Below are 19,307 nucleotides of genomic sequence, written 5' to 3'. Positions count from 1 at the left end.
GTGGGGTGCTGCTGGATAGTTACTCTTAAACAATAATATCCGGGATTACCATCTCGCCTTTATCAAAGGCCGCTACAAAGGCTTTAACAACTTCCGGGTCAAACTCTTTTCCTGTACCGCTGATAATTGCATCACGTGCGCTTTGCTCGGGACTGGGTTTTTCATGAAATTCTTCATGGACCAGGTTGTCATACCTGTCTGCCACGGCCAGGATTGAAGCACCTCTGGCCTGTTCCAGGTTTTCTTGTATTTGATGGTTGGCAAGGTAGCCTTGGCGTTGGCCTATAAGCATGGGCAGGATTTTTTTCAGTGGTCCCCTGGAGCAGTCTGGGAGATTTTCCGTTTCTTTGTCGACCTGTTTTATTGGGTCGTCCGCGTTTTTTTGAATAAGGGTTGAAGCCTTTTCTAAAATCTCCCGTTTAATCTGCAGGTTGCCAAGATCGTGCAGAAGAGCGGCTGAGCGAATATCTTCGAGCTGCTCCTCAGGCAGCCCCATGGTTGATGCGATTTTCACTGCATAGATTGAAACCCGGAAGCAGTGGTTTTCAGCGTACTCATCCTGGGAGATGAAGTGTCTGAGGATAAAAAGTATCCCCTGGTAGGTGTGCCGCAGTTCAGCTATTTTCTCCTGGATTTTTTCGTAAAGACTTCCCATGGTATAGGCTGTTATAAGCAGAAAACAACCCCAGCAGGCAAGGTGGTACCACTGATCGACTCCGCCCAGACCGACAACGTCGGATCCTGTGAACCTGGAAGGGTTTATGACGTAGATCAGGCTGACCAGTAAAATGCTTGCAAAGGCTGTCAGCACGGCATGGCGCCTGCCGAAAAAATAGGCCGCTATCACAGGGGGAAGGCTGTAAAAACCAAGCAGTAAGTATTGCGAAGCCACAGTGTAGTTGAGCAACCACGCAATGCCGAGCATGGAGAGGATTATCAGCGACTCTGTGCATTTTTTTTTGCTGTCAGCCGAAAGAAGTTGGTTGAACCTTGTTGTTATTTGCCTTAATGAGGGCTTGGGTGTTGCAGGCAGCGATCGTTGGTCGGCTTTTTGTCCGTGTTGCTCTTTGTCCTGTGTATCTTTTTGTTGTTCTTGTCTGGCTGGGATAAAGGTCAGGTCGGCACTGAGTCTGCGCATCTCTGCCATCACTCTTCTGGCAGTGAGTTCGGGAACATTTCTGGCTAAAACAACCGGCAGCTCCTGCAGTAGTTCGGGGATTTCGTCACTCGGGATATTTTTGGCGTATTTTCGGAGATAGGCAGTAATTTCGCCTTGAGCTGTATCCGTATTGACGGATTTAAGAATGATTGAGCCTTTGTTTTCGATCATTTTTTGGTGGGTCTGGCGCGTTGCAATGCGATTATAGTGTTCTGAATTGGTTGCCTGTACGTTTGTACACGAAGGCCCTTTTAGTATGGATTATAGTTAGCGAAAGATCTGGTTGCAAGAAAACAACATTTTTTTCGATACAGCTCCTGTGTCCGTGACATAGATGGCAAGCGCAGGAAATCAGAATTTTTACGATGCCGTCATAAATAATTCTGATTACGTACAAAACTCAGCCAATTATCTACCGAAACAGACAGGGGACTGATATTATTTCTCTTTAAATCCGGGAGACAGATCGAAGTCTACGCTATCTAATTTTCATAAAAAACCATGAAAAAAAGATAGCGTAGACTTCGATCAGTCCCCTACCTCAGTACTGAGAAATTTAGGTAAGCGAAGACTCCGATCTGTCTCCCGAGTCCAAAAAAAACGGCTGAGTTTCATGGATAATCAGATAAATAATGAGTTCAAAGGTGGATAAAATGGTTGAGAATAACGGCAGGTCGCGGGGGCATTGGCTGGTGGCGTGCCAGTGCGTGTTACTGGTCGGAATATTTTTCTGTTTTGCCGGGTTAAGATATGCATTCCTTCCCTGGCGCACAGCGCTTATAAGTGTCGCCATCGCAAGCCTGATCATGGCAAGCATAGGTTTTTTCAGTCTGCTTTTTGTGTATCTGCAGTTTAAAAGAGGGCGACAGGCAGGGGGGAGAAGTGCTTTTTTAGCGGTTGGCCTTTCTCTGTTGCCGGTAATGGCTATCCTGGTCTTGGGGGTGAAAAGCAAGGGGGTGCCGCCGATCCACGATATAACAACAGATACTGGTAATCCGCCTGCTTTTACAGTGCTTGCACAAGAGCGCCGGCAGGGGGAAAACAGTGCTCAGTACGCTGGGCAGGTCGTTGCTGAGCAACAGGCTGCTGCATATCCTGAGATTGTGCCCTTGATGAGCACTAAGGGGACCGACATAGTGTATGCTGCTTGTCTCAAGGCGGTGCAGGAAAAAGGGTGGCGAATTGTCGAGCAAGACCCAGGTAAAGGGCGGATTGAAGCTGTAAGCGTAACTGCCTTTTTTCGATTTATAGATGACGTGGTTATACGGGTCACCGCAACAGCAGCTGGTAGTCGGGTTGATATTCGGTCTGCTTCCAGGGTTGGTGTGAGTGATTTTGGCAAGAATGCGGCACGGGTAAAGGATTTGTTAACAATCGTGGAAAACGAATTGGCAGAGTGAAAGAATGACCAAACCTCTTATTTTAGTCACCAATGATGACGGAGTGCATGCACCCGGTTTGCAGGCATTGCACGACGCTGTCGCCACGCTGGGTGAGGCGGTAGTGGTTGCACCGGAACGCGACAATTCGGCGGTGAGTCATTCGATCACCATGAATAGACCGCTACGGGTGGTGCGGCTGGACGAGCACATTTATACTCTTGATGGGACTCCGACAGACTGTGTAACCATAGCCTTGAACAAGATATTGGACAGGCGACCGGCATTGATCGTTTCCGGTATTAATCCCGGGGCCAATCTTGGGGATGACATCAGTTATTCCGGGACCGTTTCCGCAGCCATTGAAGGCACCATGTACGATATCCCCTCTCTGGCGTTTTCCCTGGGAGGGGGGCAGCCGTTTGATTTTGAGGTTGCTGCAGGGGTTGCCTGGAAGCTTGCCTCTATGGCGCTTGCCTTTAAACTGCCTCCCGGGAGTTTACTTAATATTAATGTTCCGCCTCTTACGGCGGATAAAATACATGGGATACGTTTTACCTGTCAGGGGCGAAGAGTGTATAAGGATGCTATCCAGGAAACGTTTGATCCAGGGGGGAGGAAACATTACTGGATCGGTGGGGGAACGGTGCACTGGTCAGGAGGAAGTAACACCGATGAGCAGGCGGTCCGTCAGGGATACATTTCAGTGACGCCGATTCAGTTGGATGTGACCAACCACAGCGGCCTGGATTACCTTGAGCAACGTTGGAAAATGTAGGAGAGGAGCGAATGCCGTTATTGGGAGCCCATGAATCGGTAGCTGGGGGGATTCAGCTGGCGTTTGACCGGATTGTAGAAGTCGGGGGGGAGGCGTTGCAGATTTTTACCCGCAATCAAAGGCAGTGGCAGGCACCGCCAATGCAAAAGGAGGAAATCGCCTTGTTCCGTAGCGCCTGGGAAAAAACCGGTTGGATGCCGGTCGCTTCCCACGCTTCTTATCTGATTAATCTTGCCAGCTCTGATGCTGCAAAAGCTGAACGAGCGGTCAAGGCGCTGGCTGCGGAACTGCTCCGGTGCCGGCAGTTGGGCGTAGAATATGTTGTTATTCATCCCGGCAGCCATGGTGGTGACGGGGTTGAGCAGGGCCTGGAAAATGTGGCGAAGAATCTTGATGCTGCGTTTGTGGAGGCAGACATTGCCGGTCATAAAACAAGGTTGCTGCTTGAAACCACTGCAGGGCAGGGAACAGGGCTGGGAAGCAGATTTGAGGAACTGGGCTGGCTGTTGCAACGCAGTCGGTATGGGGCTCACCTGGGGGTTTGTGTTGATACCTGCCACATCTTTGCCGCTGGTTACGATTTGCGTGATGCTGCGAGCTACCAGCAAACATTTGCAGCGCTGGAGGATGCCGTGGGGCTGGAACATGTTTATTTTTTCCATCTCAATGATTCGAAAAAGGAATGCGGCAGCAGGGTCGATCGCCATGAGCATATCGGCAAGGGGTGTATTGGACTGGAGGGATTTCGTCAGCTCGTCAATGATGCCAGGTTCAAGGACCTGCCGATGACTCTGGAAACGCCCAAAGGCAAAGACCTGAAAGAGGATAAGGAAAACCTGCAGCTGCTGCGCTCACTTATTACGCAGGCCAGCCGATGAGTAACCCGAAGGGGGAACTTTTTGATTTAAAGAAAAAAAACAGACTTTTCATTGAGTTTGAAATCAAAAAGTTAATGAGAATTTGAACTAACGGTTGAAGTGCACAGCTCTCCTATGTCTGGTTACTTTTCTCCGCCAACGGGAGGGGTGCGGATGGAGACGATTGTTGAATTCCCACTCTCCAGCTCGTCTTTGTCTACTGCCACTATTTGAAACCTGTATTCCCTGTCTGCCTGGATATCTTGCCTGAAAAGAAACCGATTGGTAAAGGTGCGTCCGATCTCTTTGTCGAGAAATCCGACAGTCATTACCTTGTAGTACACAATATCCGGTTCGCTGTTTTTGTCCCAGGTAAGCAGGATGCTTTGCCCATTGGCAGAGGCTTGGAGACTGGTAGGAGGTGCTGGTCGTGGCTTGGTCGTCTTTTTAATAGGGGCGGAAAATGTACCTTTGAGACTGTCGCGGTCAATGGCGCGGATTGCGTACCAGTAGGTGCGACCGTCGGCAAGCCCGGTATCTGTAAATTTGTATCGACCGGCAGGGATCGTGGCTACTTTTTTTGATATATTGTCTGCCTGGTTGCCACGAAAAATTTCATACTGGTAAATGTCTTTTTCTGGATTCGGCTGCCATCCGATTTCGGCTTTTTTGACAAGATTTTGAGAGAGGGCCAAGGCTTTTACGGCCTTGGGGACGGGCTTGGTTGTGGCTGCAGCAATTTTTGAATCCTGTGAGTGGTTATCCACCACATTAACAGCCTGCAGTTTGTAGTAATAGCGAGTGTTGTCCTGTAGCGGGCTGCCGAAAGAACCCTGGTCAACTGTTTCTTTGCTCTGCCGCCCATCTATAAAATCGATCTGGGAAAAAGGACCGTTTGTGTTAGTGGCTCTGAACAGAGCGTAGCCTCGAGTATGTGGATCGCTGTCCTCTTTCCATGATAGAGAAACCCTGCGCGGCTGGTTATCAATAGCTGTCAGTTGGGAGGGTGGGGCGGGCGCACCTTTGGTTACCGCTGAAACAACAGGGGAATCTTCACTTTCGACCTTGACCTTGTTCCTGCTGCGGATCATGTAAAAATATTCGGTGTTGTCAGCAAGTTTTCCATAGCGTTCATATGAGTTAGCACTGCCGCGGTCCAGGTAACTTTGTCGGTCGCGATCATCAATTGCTGCGATTTTAGTAAAGGTCTCGGCCTCTTTGGTCTTTCGATAGATGACATAGCCAGTGACATCGAGATCCTGTGCACGCTCCCACGAAAGGGGAACCTGGCGCAGACCGTTTCCCGTAGCCTTAACCTCTGGAACAGCCTGGGGCTTGCCTTTGGTCGTAATTGGAAAAGGTTGGCCTGGTATGCTTGCAAGCCCGTCGTTGTTGTACCCGATAACTGTGTACCAGTAGGTGGAGGCATCCTCGAGGTTTTCGTCTTCCAGGATTAACGGGGAGGTATTATTGGGACTTGGTTGGCCTACAGGGGAGAATATATCGGTAGCAGCTTTTGCGCGAAGCAGCTGGTAGCGAGTGTGGATGGATTGAGGTGCCGGCTGGATAACTACTTGTATTTTTCGTATGTCCCCTTGTTTGGAGGCAACTATGGGAGCAGGAATTCCGGGTGTGTAGATCGCTCCCATGCGGACAAGGCGATCCAATAAAAGCTCGGTGGCTTGTTCGAGCGCATCGGTAAAAGCGGCGTTATCCGGTGGCGGCGTATCTGCGGTGTAGGGGATTTTTATGGTAACCTTCCACGCAGGTTTTGCGGTTTGGATGTCCCACAGGGTAATGAGGATTCGATAGTGGTTGTCAGCAGCAGCTTTATTTTCTGAAGATGACCGGGGGGGGCTGATTGAGCCGGTGATAATGCCTCTGCTTTGCAGCTTTTTCCCTGTTTCGACCACAGAAAGTTGTACGCTTTTCTTTGTGGTGTTGTCTCCTGCTTTGTCGAGCAGGAAGTCAGTCTGGCTGGTTGCCATGAGTGGATATTTATTTGTTTGGTCAAGCCGGGTATGGAAAAAAGAACGTAATTCTTGACGTGCCGGGTAGCTGCCGGTGAAAGGGAGAATGGCTACTTTATGGAAAAGTGCCGATTTGGCAGCAGGTTGGATAGTTATGTCGATGGTTGGCTTAAGGTCGGGTTCTGCTAATGCGTGTGCCGGATAAAAAACATGCAGCAAGAGGGTCAACGTGATGAGGCATATGCCTTTGAACAAACCTCTCTGCCGGTAATACCGCCTGGTAGGGTTGCGATGGAAATGGTGTCGTCTGCGGTTATTTAATTTGCTCGGCAAGCGTTCGCACATGTTTTTTGGTTTCATTGAGGTCAAAGGTTAGGAGTTCCCTGTTGTGGACAACGAGCTGTCCATGAACAATAACCGAACGGACAGTGGAGGCACTGCCACTGTAAACAAGGGTGTTGGCGGTGTAGAATGGCTGAAGCTGGGGATTCTGGATGTCGAGCAGGATGATATCAGCAATGTTGCCGGGAATCAGTGCGCCGATATCGTCGGCCATGCCCAGGGCCTGAGCGCCGCCAATGGTTGCTGCATGAAGAATGTTTTCTGCAGGGGTGCCGACCGGATCAAGTGCAGGTAGTTTTTGAATCTTGGCGCAGATGTCCATTTCGCGAAACATATCAAGGGTGTTGTTGGAGGCGCATCCGTCAGTACCAAGCCCTACCCGCATGCCTTTTTTCAGCATCAGCGGTACAGGCGCAATTCCTGAGGCAAGCTTGAGGTTGCTTTGTGGACAGCTGATCACGCTGCATCCATGTGTGTCCAGGATGTCGATATCCTTTGCATTGACCCATACAGCGTGGACACAGACTGTGTGGGTGTCCAGGACGCCGATGGCCTCAAGGTGCTGGACTGGTGTCGCGCCCTGCTCCTGATGAATGTGTTGTATCTCGTCGGCTGTTTCCGCAAGATGCATAAAAAAAGGAACCTTTTTTTGTCGGGCCAGCTTTTTGGCGTGGACAAGGGTTTCTGTACAGCATGTATAGGGGGAGTGGGCAAAAAGTGCTGGGGTTATCAGTGGCGTTTTTCCTGTCCAGCTGTCGATAAAGGCTTCGGCTACGTGCAATGCCTTTGCAGGATCAGGTACTCCAGGGGCTGGAAAATCAATGATAGCCTGGGCAGGCATAGCCCGTATTCCTGTTTCAAGAAAGGCCTGGCTGACTTCCTCTTCAAAAAAGTAGGCGTCTGCCACGGTCGTTGTCCCGCTGAGAAGCATTTCAGCTGCTGCGAGTTTGCTGCACCAATAAGCCATTTCAGGGCTCACGTGTTTGGCTTCGGCCGGGAAAATATGCTCATTAAGCCAGGACGAAAGAACGAGGTCGTCCGCCATGCCTCGAAAAAGCGTCATCGGCGCGTGACAATGCCCATTGACCAACCCGGACATGGCCAGATGTCCTTGTCCGTCTATGACTGTCCCCTTGTCTGGTTCCGGGCATTGATCCATGGGACCGGTCTGCACGATACGCTCATCTTTAATGGCGATAAATCCATGGGGGATTGATTCGTTTTTTGCCGGATCCGGGACAAGGTGACAATTTTTAATAAGGAGATCAATGGTCATAAAGAAGGTCGTTGGGTGTAATTTTTTTGTTATCTGCGCCTCTAACGTATGCTGCATTATATGAGCCGTTGATTTACTGCCTTTTCGCCCAATCTCTTCGTTATGTTAAAAAAAATAATCCTCGGAATATCCATTATATGCCTGTGGTTATTTTTTTTAACATGCCTCGACCTTGAACGAAAATTCTAGTAAATCAACAGACTCATTATATGTAGCGCTTTGTCTCATAACTGCTTGCAAAACGCATAAGAGATGTGTATCACAGGTGGCAGATTTTTCATTTGTTTTTATGTAACTACTCACGGAGTTGATAACTCTTTGATTTATCATAGTTGAAATCTGTAACTGCTTACAGGTGCCTCATATTTGGACAGGCACGATATTTCGCAGGTAAGCGAAGACTCCGGTAGCCTATCTATGCGGGAGATCGTGACCGTCCGAAGATGAGGTGCCTGTGAGTAGTTACGTTTTTAAAAAGACTATACTCGAGTTAACCGCAAGGTGGCAAGGTGATATCCCTTATGCCGCGTGCTGGAAAAGTTGTCGAGTTAATTATAGCATTATTCTATCTATATATTGAGGGTTTTATGGGGTTTCGTTGTGGTATTGTCGGGTTGCCGAATGTTGGTAAGTCGACTATTTTTAATGCGCTGACAGCCGCAGCTATTGATGCGGAAAACTATCCTTTTTGTACTATTGAACCAAATGTCGGGATTGTCCCCGTCCCTGATGAGCGCCTGGATATTTTGGCTGATCTGGCCAAAACCAAAAGTAAAGTGCCGACCCAGATGGAGTTTGTAGACATCGCCGGTTTGGTGAAGGGGGCCAGTCAAGGCGAAGGACTGGGCAATCAGTTCCTGGGGCATATTCGTCAGGTCGATGCCATCCTCCATGTTGTTCGTTGCTTTGAAGACGGCAATATTGTGCACGTTGATGGCGATATAAATCCTTTGCGTGACATGGAGGTCATTTCCATGGAGCTGATTCTGGCTGATATGGAAACCGTTGAAAAGCGCATGGTCAAGGCACGGAATCAGACCAAGTCAGGCGACAAACAGGCCATTGCTGAAGTCGCATTTTTAGAAAAATTACAAGGGCTGTTCAATGACGGCAAACCTGCAAGAGTTATTACTCCGGAAAATGATGTGGAGAAAAATCTCTTGCGCGACCTTTGTCTGCTGACAACCAAGCCCGTTCTCTATGTGGCAAACGTCAATGAGGATGACTTGATCAGCGGCAATCAATATGTAGAGGAATTAACCAAAGCCGCCCAGGAAGAAAATGCCTCTATCGTTACGATTGCCGGTGGAATTGAGCAGGAGCTGAGTCTCCTGGACCCGGAAGAGCAGCAGGAGTTTTTGAGTGATCTGGGCCTGGAAGAACCTGGACTGAACCGATTGATTCACGCCGGCTATGATTTGTTAAACCTGATCACCTATTTTACAGTGGGCGAAAAGGAAACAAGGGCGTGGACAATTACCAAGGGTACCAAAGCGCCGCAGGCTGCAGGCAAAATCCATACTGATTTTGAACGAGGATTTATCCGAGCAGAGGTCATCGCTTATGACGACTATGTTGCTTGCCGTACTGAAGCAGAGGCCAGAAGTAGAGGGGTGATGCGTTCTGAAGGCAAGGAATATGTCTTTAAGGATGGTGATTGTGTTCATTTCCTCTTTAATGTCTGATGGTTGCGTAGAAAATGAGTCAAAATTCACTGAAAAAAATATTTATCGCTCAGTTGCAGCAGGGACAGCAGGTGAGTGATATTTTTCTTCTCTCCCGCAAAACACTTGCTGAAACCAAGGCTGGAAAACCTTACCTTGCCCTGGCCTTGATGGACAAGACCGGGGAGATTGAGGCCAGGTTGTGGGATGATGCTGTCCGTTATGATGCAGAGGCTGATGTAGGCGATTTTGTCCTTGTTAATGCTACCGCCAAATCATACCGTGATCAGCTCCAGCTCGGAGTCTCTTCTCTGCAGCATGTTGACGATGCGCAGGTACAGCTGGAACAGTTTATGCCCACCAGCAAACGACCCTTGGCTGAAATGGAAGCTGAATTGCAAGCTGTTATCGGCAGCGTTCAAGATGCGCCGCTTCAGCAGCTGTTGCAAGCAATTTTTCAAGGCGAGACCCTTGAGCGGTTTGTACGGGCGCCTGCTGCCAAAAAAATGCACCACGCCTACATAGGCGGTCTGCTGGAACATACCCTTTCCATAATCGGCATGGCTGTCAAAACGGCGGAGCACTATCCCATGATTGATGGTGATATGCTCGTAGCCGGTGCCCTGCTCCATGATATTGCCAAAATCAGTGAGTTTGATTTTGGCTCCGTGCCTTTTGATTATACAGACCAGGGGCGATTGGTTGGTCACTTGGTATTGGGGGCGGAAATGGTTAGGCGGGCTGCTGAAAATATCCAAGGCCTTGACAGGGATAAGGTTGACCGTGTCACCCATTTGATTCTTAGTCACCATGGTCAACTCGAATTCGGGTCACCTGTATTGCCGATGACTCCTGAAGCCATGTTGCTCCACCATCTTGATGATATGGATGCAAAGATGAACTATATGGAGCAACTCTGTGACAAGATGGAAGAGCCGGGTTGGCAGTGGACTGCCTATCAGCGGCCATTGGAAAGATTTTTGTATCTTCAGGGGCGTGGTGAAGAGCAAAATGTGCCCATGGCACCCCAATCCGGACAGAGCAAACAGGGAGCGCCTCGAAAATATACACGGCTGAGTAATGGGCAAGCTAAGCAGAAGCAGCAGTCTTTATTTTAAGGCGGCCCTGCGGGGTGCTGTAACCGGCTTACGGTGATTTGATCATGGCATTTGACCAAATCCGAGGGCAAAGTAAAGCCAAAAGACTGTTAGGAAGAGCTTTGGCGGGCAGCCGTCTTAGCCATGCGTATCTTTTTTCCGGTCCCACCGGGGTGGGAAAGGCGACCATGGCTGCAGCTGTGGCCGATATACTCCTGTGCGAGTCTCAACAGGGAGATCGGCCTTGCGGCGTTTGTCCGGGGTGTGCAAAAATGCTTTCCGGCAATCATCCTGATTATATTCGCATCACGCCCCAGGGTGCGGCGATTAAAATTGATCAGATTCGGGCCTTAAAAGAGGCGTTGGTTTTCTCCCCGTTTGAGAATGGATACCGGGTTATTGTCCTGGAAGATGTGCATACCATGCGCAGAGAGGCCGGTAATAGCCTGCTCAAGCTGCTGGAAGAACCGCCCCCGAATAATATTTTTATTTTGATTGGTTCATCTGCGGAAGCACTGTTGTCGACCATTGTCTCCCGATGCCAGGTTGTCCCCTTTTTTTCTTTGCCTCTTGCAGATGCGGCAAAGGTTATCACCAGCCAGTGTCCGGAACTAGAAACAGAGAACGCGCTTATGTTAGCCGCGCTTGCCGATGGTTGTCCCGGGCAGGCTCTGAGTCTGGAAACAGAAGGATTGTTCGAAATATACACCCGCTTTGTAGACAGGCTACGGCAACCGTACCCTAATGAGGCGGTGAGAGTGGAAAATGCACTTGCGTTTGCCGGGAAAATTAGCGTCTTGAAAGAGGCTTTGCCGGTCCTGCTTCGATTGTTTCGTCTCTTTTTTAAAGAGGTGATGATGGTCAGGGCTGGAGGAAAAAATGAGCAGAGCTGTTCACCTGAGGTGGCTGCGGTAAGAGAACTATGGAATTTGAATCAGCTTTCTGCTAAGATAACCGCCGTTGACCTTGCGGAAAAAGCATTGACCAGAAACTGTAACCGGGGGCTGGTGTGCGAGGTCTTGATGCTGGATTTGTTGTAAGTGTTTTTTATACTATTTCGATGAGTTTGGAAAAGTTTATCATTTGCTAATAATGGCTACGTTAAAATGTAGGTATATTAGGTAATCGTTCACTAGGGGCCATCGTTTAACGAAAATATTCAGTATCTGAACTGCCCATCGGTGTTAACGTAAAGGTTTAGCAGCGTGCTAAATTTCTCGGTACTTAGGTAGGGGACTGATTTTTTTTCATGGTTTTTTTATGAAAATTAATCTGTCTCCCGGGTTTAAAAGAGGAATAAAATCAGTCCCCTGTCTGTTTCGGTAAATAATTGGCTGAGTTTCATGGGTAATCAGAATTTTTTATGGTGTGATGGCATACACCGGGTATGTCGAATGCCATCAAAAATGTCACTAAGCAGTAGGCAGAAGTTTATACGGTGCCATCAATTTTATCGGTTTCTAACTCCATATTATGGCTGATTTTCAAGAACAGCACGACCCGCCATCAGCGGAACAGGATCTCGCACCCGTAGATCAACCTTCCTATTATCGGATTCGTTTTCGTCAGCAAGGGCAGGAATTCACGGCAGATACCGAGCTGCATGACCTGGAGCATGGGCATATTGTCATTGTCAAGACCGAGCATGGCAACGAACCGGCGATAGTGGTGGGAAAAGCTGCCGGTCTGGTCAATAAAGCTCTTGGGCGTCCTGTGACGTACAGCATTTTTCGTCACGCATCTGCAGAAGAAGCAGAGGAATATGAGCAACTGGCGTATTTGGAAAAGGATGCTTTTGCTTTTTGTCAAAAGCAGGTAACAGCCCTTGATCTGCCAATGCAATTAGTGCGGGTTGAGCGGTTTTTTAATGGTTCCAAGATTATCTTCTATTTTACCGCCGAAAATCGGGTGGATTTCAGAGAGTTGGTCAAGGTGCTTGTCCAGGAATACCGAACCAGGGTCGAGATGCGCCAAATTGGTGTTCGCCACGAGACTCAGATGATCGGCGGGCTTGGATCGTGCGGTCGTGAACTGTGCTGCTCAAGCTTTCTCAAGAAGTTTGAATCTGTATCGATAAAGATGGCGAAAACCCAAGACCTGCCCTTGAATCCGGCAAAGATTTCCGGCGTCTGCAATCGACTTCTCTGCTGTCTCACTTATGAATACGATAACTACCGCAACATGAAGCGAGGCATGCCTCGAGCAGGCAGATCTATTCGTTTTGATGGAGAAGTGTATAAAATTATACGGCAAATCCCTTTGTCCGGATCACTGCTTGCGTTGAATTCCAGGGGCGAAGAACGCCATTTTGAAGAAGAGGAATGGCGGGCGGCAGAATTGATTCAAAAGCCTTCGCCTCGGAAGACCCAAGCAAAGAAGGGAACGCCGACGAAGACAGAAAAAAAGGAATAGGGAAGTCAGCTCTGTCTAATTGAAATCTGATTACCCATCAAACTCAGCCATTTATTTGGACTCGGGAGACAGATCGGAGTCTTCGCTTACCTAAATTTCTCAGTACTGAGGTAGGGGACTGATTTTTTTTCATGGCTTTTTATGAAAATTAGATAGCGTAGACTTCGATCTGTCTCCCGGGTTAAAAGAGAAATAAAATCAGTCCCCTGCCTGCTTCGATAGATAAATGGCTGAGTTTTGTACGTAATCAGAAATTGAAAAGATTGATCATCAGAAATTTAATAATTTATTCCATAAATATATCGTGCCATGAGTACTTACGTTACCACACCTATTTATTACGTGAATGCCATGCCTCACCTTGGGCATGCCTATACAACCATTGTTACAGATACATACAGTCGTTTCCGTCGGCTGTGTGGTGATGATGTCCGCTTTCAAACCGGTACTGATGAGCATGGGGAAAAAATAGCAGAAGCAGCTGCAAAAGACGGCATCTCTCCGCGTGAATACGTGGATAAAATTTCCGCCCAGTTCCAGGCTACCTGGCCAACACTCTCCGTAGCCCAGGATTATACCATCCGGACTACGGACAAAGACCATGTCAAGACCGTGCAGGATATCCTGCAGCAGGTGTATGACAACGGGGATATCTATTTTAGTGAATACTCCGGGCACTATTGCCAGGGCTGCGAGCGGTTTTTGACCGAGAAGGAACTGGTTGACGGCAAATGTCCTGACCACCAGGTTGCTCCGAAGCAGATTTCTGAGCAGAATTATTTCTTCAGGATGTCCAAGTATCAGGACTGGCTGGTGGAACATATTAAAGCCAATCCAGAATACATCACCCCGGAGCGTTACCGAAACGAGGTGCTTTCTTTTTTGAGCGAACCGTTGGAGGATTTGTGTATTTCACGGCCTACCTCGCGTCTGACGTGGGGGATTCCACTGCCGTTTGATGATAAATTCGTCACCTATGTCTGGTTTGATGCCTTAATCAATTACCTCACCGGGATTGGCTATCCGAATGGCCCTGATTTTGAAAAATATTGGGCAGCGGCAGAACATGTGATTGCCAAGGATATTCTCAAGCCCCATGCTATCTACTGGCCAACCATGATAAAGGCCATGGGGCTACCTGCCTACAAAAGGCTGCATGTGCATGGATACTGGAATGTGGACGAGACCAAAATGTCCAAATCCATTGGCAATGTCATTCGACCTCATGACCTGATTGATGCATACGGGGTGGACACGGTTCGCTACTTTGTGCTTCGTGAAATGAGTTTTGGCTTGGATTCATCGTTTTCCACCGAGGCCATCATTGCCAGGCAGAATTCAGATCTTGCCAATGATCTTGGTAACCTGTTTTCGCGTTCCCTGACCATGATCGTCAAGTATGCTGACGGCAAGGTACCTGCGCCGGATCAGGACCAGGTAAGCGAAAGTGATCGTGAGCTGATGCTTGCCCTGGAAAAAATGCTTGTTACCTATGAGCAGCAGATGCAGCAGTTTAATTTCCACAAGGCTTTACAGGCAGTATGGGAAGTAATTGGGTTGCTCAACCGCTATATTGTGACCAATGCCCCTTGGGAGCTCGCCAAAGATGAGACTCAAGCCAAGCGATTGAACAATGTACTTTATTCCCTTGCCGAGGCCCTACGAATAATTACCTTAGTATTGCGGCCCATTATGCCTGATGCTGCCGAGAAAATGGCTGTAGCGCTTGGTCTTGGTGAAGCCTTGCAGAAAGCTACTCTACCCGAGGCCGGCAAATGGGGCGGGAGCGAAGTCGGCACTGCGATTTCTTCTCCGAAACAGTTGTTTCCACGTATGGAAAAGAAAAAAGAACAGCCAAAACAAGCGCAGCCCGAGCAGTCAAAAAAAGGGAAAAAGAAAAAGGAACAGCAAATAACTGAAGACGGCTTGGTCACCTTTGACCAGTTTGGTAAGTTTGAGCTGCGAGTTGCAGAAATAACGGCAGCAGATACAATTCCAAAGGCTGATCGATTGTTGAAGCTCACCGTGCTGGCCCCTGAAGAACGTACTATTGTGGCTGGTATTGCCGAGCATTACAGCCCGGAAGAGCTGATCGGCAAACAAGTTATTATTGTCGCCAACCTGAAACCTGCTAAACTACGGGGCGTCTTATCCCAGGGCATGGTGTTGGCTGCAAAAGAGAAGTTGGAAGACGGTACCGAAAAGCTGGTGCTGTCTACCGTAGCGGAATCGATAGCTCCAGGAAGTCGGGTCGCCTGATACGGCGGTCACCGAACACCAGGGGGCATCGTTTAACAAAAAACATTCTGATTACGTACAAAACTGAGCCATTTATCAAGCAGACAGGGGACTGATTTTATTTCTCTTGTAAACCCGGGAGACAGATTAATTTTCATAAAAAGCCATGAAAAAAAATCAGTCCCCTACCTCAGTACTGAGAAATTTAATCTGTCTCCCGAGTCAAAAAAAGTCGCTTTATCCGTATCCGCGATTTGTAAGCGTTTAGCAGTGCTCCATATATGCGCAAGTAGGCTAACGGGCTATAGTCGATCCTATGCACGGTAGCCTGATCGTGCATAGATGGGGTGCTGATGAACGCTTATCATACAATACAGAGGATTTTCTTATGTTTATGCTTAGTAATTTCTTATTAGCTGTAGCAAAATTATTAAACTTTGTGCTGAGTGCCTATATCTGGGTTATAATCGGCCGTGCGGTTATTTCATGGGTCAATGCTGATCCTTATAACCCAATCGTCCGTTTTCTCATCCAGATCACAGAACCGGTACTTTCTAAAATCCGCAGAGTGCTGCCCCCCATGGGCGGGCTTGATTTAAGTCCAATGCTCCTCATCCTTGCTGTTATTTTTCTACAGAGCTTTCTGGTGCCGACCCTGCAGCAGATAGCCATGGCACTGCAGTAAGGTTTCGTTTGAGGTGCAGCCTTAACCATATATGTCCAGCCAGAGCCAGAAAAAATAGGAGGTAGGGGACTGATTTTTTTTTCATGGCTTTTTATGAAAATAAGATAGCGTAGACTTCGATCTGTCTCCCGGGTTTGGGATAACTGGCTGAGTATTTTTCGTAATCATATAACTTCTTGAGTATAATGAGGTAAGCGGAGACTTCGAGATATTGACCGAAAATGTAATTATACAAGATGGCCATGATGGGGTAGCGGTCAAGGTCTATGTCCAACCCAGAGCCAGTAAAAATGAGGTCGCCGGGATACACGGTGACGCAATAAAAATTCGTTTGACCACCCCACCGGTAGACGGCAAGGCCAACAAGGCCTTGCTTGCTTTTTTCGCTAAGCTGCTGCATGTCTCAAAATCCTCTGTCTCCTTACAGAGTGGCCACCAAAACCGTAACAAAGTAATTAAGATAACAGGCATTAAAGAAGAGCAACTTCGAACTGCCCTCGATATTTAGAAGCTCATTTTTTAAATATTTCTATTCCGGGAAAGGTTGGGAGTAGGTAGGAGGTAGGGGACTGATTTTTTTTCATGGTTTTTTATGAAAATTAGATAGCGGAGACTTCGATCTGTCTCCCGGATTGATATGCAGGTCCAGCAAAAATGAGGTTGCACGGACACATACTTTTTATGAAAATTAGATAGCGAAGACTTCGATCTGTCTCCCTAGGTTTAGTGGGGGAAGGAGTGAAGCTTAAGGACAATGTATGAGCGAGCAACAAGAAGAGAAAATTATCCTGGCAAACTGGAAGGCTAATTTTTCACCATCACGAGCTGCACAGTGGTGTGAAGAGTTTAGCGCCGCGTATCAACCTGTTGCAGGTATGGAAGTGGTCATTGCAGTACCATTTTTATGCATGCAGGAAGTCGGCCGTAGATTGAATGAGCTTGAAGGCGTTTCGCTTGCAGCGCAAACCGTGTCTCCCTATCCGCAAGGAAGCTATTCCGGTTCGACACCTGCTGCCTGGCTCCGAGGTCTTGCTAAGTATGCGCTGCTCGGGCACCGTGAACGGCGCGATTATTTTCATGAAACTGCCCAGGATGTGGCAAAACAGGTATATGAATCATTGGCTGAGGAATTGGTGCCCATAGTCTGTGTCGATCAGGACAATATTAATGCACAGACGGCTATTTTTGATACAGAGGATCTATTAAAAATACGGTGGGCGTACACCCCAAAAGATGCCGAACAGCTGGAACGAGCCCATGGCAATCAATCCATTGAAACTGCGGTGTCCAGTATCTCAAAAAAGGTCGGCCACCAACCGGTCCTGTACGGAGGTGGAGTCAACAACAGCAATGGAGCCCAGATCCTCGAACTACCAGGGGTACAAGGCATCATGCTTGGTAGAGGCTGCCTTGACGCTTCAAATTTTGCGAAATTGATTAAGTCACTTGAGAGTTAGTGGCTTCGAGTCTTCGCTTACCTGAATTTCTCGCTAAAGAGGTAGAGAGGTAGGGGACAGATCTTTTTTTCATGGCTTTTTATGAAAATAAATCTGTCTCCCGGATTGATATGCAGATCCAGCAAAAATGAGGTTGCACGGACACATACTTTTTATGAAAATTAGATAGCGTAGACTTCGAGCTGTCCCCAGGGTTTAAAGAGAAATAAAATCAGTCCCCTGTCTGTTTTGGTAGATAATTGGCTGAGTTTTGCACGTAATCAGATTTACTTTTGCCCACTACATAGCCATCAACCGCCTTATCCTCTCCTCCATAGGCGGATGGGTGGAAAAAAGGTTGGCAATTGACCCTCCTTTAAGTGGATTTACAATATACATCTGCGCAGAAGCAGGATTAACATCCATGGGGATCTGCTCGTTGGCACTTGATAATTTGTTCAATGCGCTGGCAAGTGATTGCGGATGACCGCAAATCTCAGCACCGGTGGCATCTGCAATATATTCCCGACTCCTGGAAATCGCCATTTGGATTAGCGACGCAGCCAAAGGCGCAACAATCATCATCACAATCGCAACTATAGGGTTGCCTCCTTCGTCGTCATTGCTTCTTCCCCCGAAAATCATTGCCCATTGGGCCATGGTTGCCAGGTAAGAGATAGCTCCTGCCATAACCGCAGCAATGGAGCCAATCAGGATGTCACGATTTTTAATGTGCGCCAGCTCGTGGGCAAGCACCCCTTCCAACTCATCCCGGTTAAGCACTCGCATAATGCCGGTTGTAACCGCTACCGCAGCATGATCAGGATTTCTGCCGGTCGCAAAGGCATTGGGAGTCTGGTTATCAACCACATATATCTTTGGTTTGGGAAGTTGTGCGCGAGCCGCAAGCGATGCGACCATGTTATGCAGATCCGGTGCCTCAGCTTCTGAAACCTCCCTGGCCTTATTCATGGCCAAGGCCATTTTATCTGAATTCCAGTAGGCAAAAAAGTTTAATCCCACAGCAAACAAGAGGGCAATCATCATGCCTTGCTGCCCACCCATAGCCTGCCCTGCAACCATGAAAAGAGCAGTTAATGCTGCCATTAAAATGAATGTTTTCATCGTATTCATGAGACCCCTCCTCGGTAATCTAAAAAGTAAATCTGATTACCCATGAAATTCAGCCATTTTTTTGGTATCGGGAGACAGATTGAATTTCTCAGTACCAGAGCTAGGGGACTGATTTTTTTTCATGGCTTTTTATGAAAATTAGATAGCGAAGACTTCGATCTGTCTCCCGGGTTTAAAAGAGAAATAAAATCAGTCCCCTGTCTGCTTAGGTAGATAAATTGGCTGAGTATAGTACGTAATCTAAAAAGTAACGTAGGGTGGATAAGCGCAGCGCATCCACGCGGATTCCTAAATACCGTTGCTGGTTTAAAAAATAAGTATTTTCGCTAAAAATTGACAGAAGTAAAAACTCAATCATCCGTCAAGCGAGAATATCTCCGGCAAATTACGATATATTTCAGCATGGTCCAAACCATAGCCAATCAGAAACCCCTTGTTGAGTGAAAATCCTGGGTAATCAATGGACACATCAACGGCTCTTCGTTCGGTTTTGTCTATTAAGGTGCAGACTTTCACGGAATTTGCACCAATCTCAGCAAAATGATTTATCAACCACGCCATAGTGTGGCCAGTGTCCACAATGTCTTCCACAAGGATCACATCTTTTCCCTTAAGATCAATCTCGGATGGCTTGGACAAACGAATTGTCCCGGAAGAATGGGTAGCATCGCCATAACTGGCAACACGGATAAAATCTATTTCCAGGTCCAGGTCAATTGCCCGGCAAAGATCTGCTAAAAATATAAAAGCGCCATTAAGAACGCCAAGCAACACAACTTTTTTACCACTATAATCCGCAGTAATTTGTTTGCCAAGCTCGTGTATGCGGTCGTTAATCGCAACCTTGCTAAGAACTTCTTTTCTATTACTCATCTTGATT

General features: G+C 47.8%; 16 protein-coding genes. 11 read left to right on the top strand and 5 right to left on the bottom strand.

What is annotated here, in order from left to right; genetic code table 11:
- Positions 1–25 precede the first annotated feature (25 nt).
- Positions 26–1,330 (bottom strand): HD-GYP domain-containing protein, encoded by a 1,305-nt coding sequence (locus tag ACHZCY_RS09135; RefSeq protein ID WP_319548681.1) that lies wholly within the window; start codon positions 1,328–1,330, stop codon positions 26–28.
- A 482-nt stretch (positions 1,331–1,812) separates the two neighbouring features.
- Here ACHZCY_RS09135 and ACHZCY_RS09130 point away from each other — a divergent pair, with 482 nt between their 5' ends.
- Genes ACHZCY_RS09130 through ACHZCY_RS09120 form a run of 3 tightly spaced genes read left to right on the top strand, consistent with a single transcriptional unit; the run spans position 1,813 to position 4,194 of the window.
- The gene (locus tag ACHZCY_RS09130) at positions 1,813–2,559 is read left to right on the top strand and encodes a DUF1499 domain-containing protein (RefSeq protein ID WP_319548680.1); all 747 of its coding nucleotides are present in this window, start codon (positions 1,813–1,815) and stop codon (positions 2,557–2,559) included.
- Between the two features lie 4 nt (positions 2,560–2,563).
- Positions 2,564–3,316, top strand: coding sequence for a 5'/3'-nucleotidase SurE (surE, locus tag ACHZCY_RS09125; RefSeq protein ID WP_319548679.1), 753 nt, complete (start codon positions 2,564–2,566; stop codon positions 3,314–3,316).
- An 11-nt stretch (positions 3,317–3,327) separates the two neighbouring features.
- Positions 3,328–4,194 carry a deoxyribonuclease IV gene (locus ACHZCY_RS09120; protein WP_319548678.1) on the top strand — a complete coding sequence of 289 codons (867 nt, stop codon included), beginning with the start codon at positions 3,328–3,330 and terminating at the stop codon, positions 4,192–4,194.
- A gap of 122 nt (positions 4,195–4,316) precedes the next feature.
- Here ACHZCY_RS09120 and ACHZCY_RS09115 read toward each other — a convergent pair whose 3' ends face one another.
- Positions 4,317–6,398 (bottom strand): fibronectin type III domain-containing protein, encoded by a 2,082-nt coding sequence (locus tag ACHZCY_RS09115; protein ID WP_319548677.1) that lies wholly within the window; start codon positions 6,396–6,398, stop codon positions 4,317–4,319.
- A gap of 58 nt (positions 6,399–6,456) precedes the next feature.
- Complete coding sequence (locus tag ACHZCY_RS09110) at positions 6,457–7,818, bottom strand: amidohydrolase (RefSeq protein ID WP_319548676.1); 1,362 nt, start codon at positions 7,816–7,818, stop codon at positions 6,457–6,459.
- Positions 7,819–8,348: 530 nt separating this feature from the next.
- Here ACHZCY_RS09110 and ychF point away from each other — a divergent pair.
- The 8 genes from ychF to ACHZCY_RS09070 all read left to right on the top strand — a co-directional run bounded on the left by ychF (position 8,349) and on the right by ACHZCY_RS09070 (position 17,314).
- Entirely contained in the window at positions 8,349–9,446 is a 1,098-nt protein-coding gene (gene ychF, locus ACHZCY_RS09105) for a redox-regulated ATPase YchF (protein ID WP_205224318.1), read from the top strand.
- Positions 9,447–9,460: 14 nt separating this feature from the next.
- Positions 9,461–10,543 (top strand): 3'-5' exoribonuclease YhaM family protein, encoded by a 1,083-nt coding sequence (locus ACHZCY_RS09100; protein ID WP_319548675.1) that lies wholly within the window; start codon positions 9,461–9,463, stop codon positions 10,541–10,543.
- Between the two features lie 44 nt (positions 10,544–10,587).
- Positions 10,588–11,562, top strand: coding sequence for a DNA polymerase III subunit delta' (gene holB / locus ACHZCY_RS09095; RefSeq protein ID WP_319548674.1), 975 nt, complete (start codon positions 10,588–10,590; stop codon positions 11,560–11,562).
- 433 nt (positions 11,563–11,995) lie between these two features.
- Positions 11,996–12,934 (top strand): PSP1 domain-containing protein, encoded by a 939-nt coding sequence (locus ACHZCY_RS09090; RefSeq protein ID WP_319548673.1) that lies wholly within the window; start codon positions 11,996–11,998, stop codon positions 12,932–12,934.
- Between the two features lie 309 nt (positions 12,935–13,243).
- Positions 13,244–15,193, top strand: coding sequence for a methionine--tRNA ligase (metG, locus tag ACHZCY_RS09085; RefSeq protein ID WP_319548672.1), 1,950 nt, complete (start codon positions 13,244–13,246; stop codon positions 15,191–15,193).
- Between the two features lie 367 nt (positions 15,194–15,560).
- On the top strand, positions 15,561–15,857 hold the full coding sequence (locus ACHZCY_RS09080) for a YggT family protein (RefSeq protein WP_205224295.1): 297 nt from the start codon (positions 15,561–15,563) through the stop codon (positions 15,855–15,857).
- 211 nt (positions 15,858–16,068) lie between these two features.
- Positions 16,069–16,365, top strand: coding sequence for a DUF167 domain-containing protein (locus tag ACHZCY_RS09075; protein ID WP_319548671.1), 297 nt, complete (start codon positions 16,069–16,071; stop codon positions 16,363–16,365).
- Between the two features lie 250 nt (positions 16,366–16,615).
- On the top strand, positions 16,616–17,314 hold the full coding sequence (locus ACHZCY_RS09070; RefSeq protein ID WP_319548670.1) for a triose-phosphate isomerase: 699 nt from the start codon (positions 16,616–16,618) through the stop codon (positions 17,312–17,314).
- Between the two features lie 279 nt (positions 17,315–17,593).
- Here the strand turns inward: ACHZCY_RS09070 and htpX are convergent, their stop codons facing one another.
- Together htpX and hpt are read right to left on the bottom strand one after the other, a co-directional pair.
- Complete coding sequence (gene htpX, locus ACHZCY_RS09065; protein WP_205224298.1) at positions 17,594–18,427, bottom strand: zinc metalloprotease HtpX; 834 nt, start codon at positions 18,425–18,427, stop codon at positions 17,594–17,596.
- A 354-nt stretch (positions 18,428–18,781) separates the two neighbouring features.
- A complete protein-coding gene (gene hpt, locus ACHZCY_RS09060) occupies positions 18,782–19,300 on the bottom strand; it encodes a hypoxanthine phosphoribosyltransferase (protein WP_319548669.1) in 519 nt (172 codons plus the stop codon).
- Positions 19,301–19,307: the final 7 nt, after the last annotated feature.

Origin of the sequence: Desulfogranum marinum (genome assembly GCF_963675105.2) — a bacterium.
In the GTDB taxonomy this organism is placed as follows: Bacteria; Desulfobacterota; Desulfobulbia; order Desulfobulbales; family Desulfobulbaceae; genus Desulfogranum; species Desulfogranum marinum.
Note: the sequence above shows the minus strand (reverse complement) of the source record. Positions and strands in the feature narration are given on the sequence as shown.

What these genes read in the sequence shown, in the direction of transcription:
- ACHZCY_RS09135 (WP_319548681.1), bottom strand. Translation starts at nt 1,330, where the DNA reads ATGATCGAAAACAAAGGCTCAATCATTCTTAAATCCGTCAATACGGAT.
- ACHZCY_RS09120 (WP_319548678.1), top strand. Translation starts at nt 3,328, where the DNA reads ATGCCGTTATTGGGAGCCCATGAATCGGTAGCTGGGGGGATTCAGCTG.
- holB (WP_319548674.1), top strand. Translation starts at nt 10,588, where the DNA reads ATGGCATTTGACCAAATCCGAGGGCAAAGTAAAGCCAAAAGACTGTTA.
- htpX (WP_205224298.1), bottom strand. Translation starts at nt 18,427, where the DNA reads ATGAATACGATGAAAACATTCATTTTAATGGCAGCATTAACTGCTCTT.
- ychF (WP_205224318.1), top strand. Translation starts at nt 8,349, where the DNA reads ATGGGGTTTCGTTGTGGTATTGTCGGGTTGCCGAATGTTGGTAAGTCG.
- ACHZCY_RS09070 (WP_319548670.1), top strand. Translation starts at nt 16,616, where the DNA reads ATGAGCGAGCAACAAGAAGAGAAAATTATCCTGGCAAACTGGAAGGCT.
- surE (WP_319548679.1), top strand. Translation starts at nt 2,564, where the DNA reads ATGACCAAACCTCTTATTTTAGTCACCAATGATGACGGAGTGCATGCA.
- hpt (WP_319548669.1), bottom strand. Translation starts at nt 19,300, where the DNA reads ATGAGTAATAGAAAAGAAGTTCTTAGCAAGGTTGCGATTAACGACCGC.
- metG (WP_319548672.1), top strand. Translation starts at nt 13,244, where the DNA reads ATGAGTACTTACGTTACCACACCTATTTATTACGTGAATGCCATGCCT.
- ACHZCY_RS09100 (WP_319548675.1), top strand. Translation starts at nt 9,461, where the DNA reads ATGAGTCAAAATTCACTGAAAAAAATATTTATCGCTCAGTTGCAGCAG.
- ACHZCY_RS09110 (WP_319548676.1), bottom strand. Translation starts at nt 7,818, where the DNA reads ATGCAGCATACGTTAGAGGCGCAGATAACAAAAAAATTACACCCAACG.
- ACHZCY_RS09130 (WP_319548680.1), top strand. Translation starts at nt 1,813, where the DNA reads ATGGTTGAGAATAACGGCAGGTCGCGGGGGCATTGGCTGGTGGCGTGC.
- ACHZCY_RS09090 (WP_319548673.1), top strand. Translation starts at nt 11,996, where the DNA reads ATGGCTGATTTTCAAGAACAGCACGACCCGCCATCAGCGGAACAGGAT.
- ACHZCY_RS09080 (WP_205224295.1), top strand. Translation starts at nt 15,561, where the DNA reads ATGTTTATGCTTAGTAATTTCTTATTAGCTGTAGCAAAATTATTAAAC.